This window comes from Chromohalobacter sp. HP20-39 (assembly GCF_033052815.1).
GTDB lineage: Bacteria > Pseudomonadota > Gammaproteobacteria > Pseudomonadales > Halomonadaceae > Chromohalobacter.
This window is the reverse complement of record NZ_JAWHTP010001049.1, coordinates 1-245: the sequence shown is the minus strand read 5'-3', so window position 1 is coordinate 245 and position 245 is coordinate 1. Positions and strand designations below refer to the sequence as shown.

The following is a 245-nucleotide window of genomic DNA, read 5'->3' as shown; positions in this document are numbered from 1 at the left end:
GCCACACGGATCGGGTGGGCGCCGAAATGGCCCATGTCGGCATACAAGGCCTCGGCGCCGGTGACGGCCAGGAACACCGCGCCAAGCACGACGAAGGTGACATGGCCATGGGTCAGCGCGAACTGCAGGGCCAGACCCGGGTTCATGGCCCACAGCACATCGGGACGCTTGACGATCCAGATCGCGCCGGCCCAGCCGATGGCGATGAACCAGACCAGCGTGATGGGGCCGAACAGCTTGCCGAC

At 66.9% G+C, this 245-nt stretch carries 1 protein-coding gene; it reads right to left on the bottom strand.

Annotated elements, in window-relative coordinates; all coding sequences use genetic code 11:
• Positions 1-245 (bottom strand): KUP/HAK/KT family potassium transporter (locus RVY79_RS21125; RefSeq protein ID WP_317466570.1); only part of this gene is annotated, 245 nt, incomplete at both ends.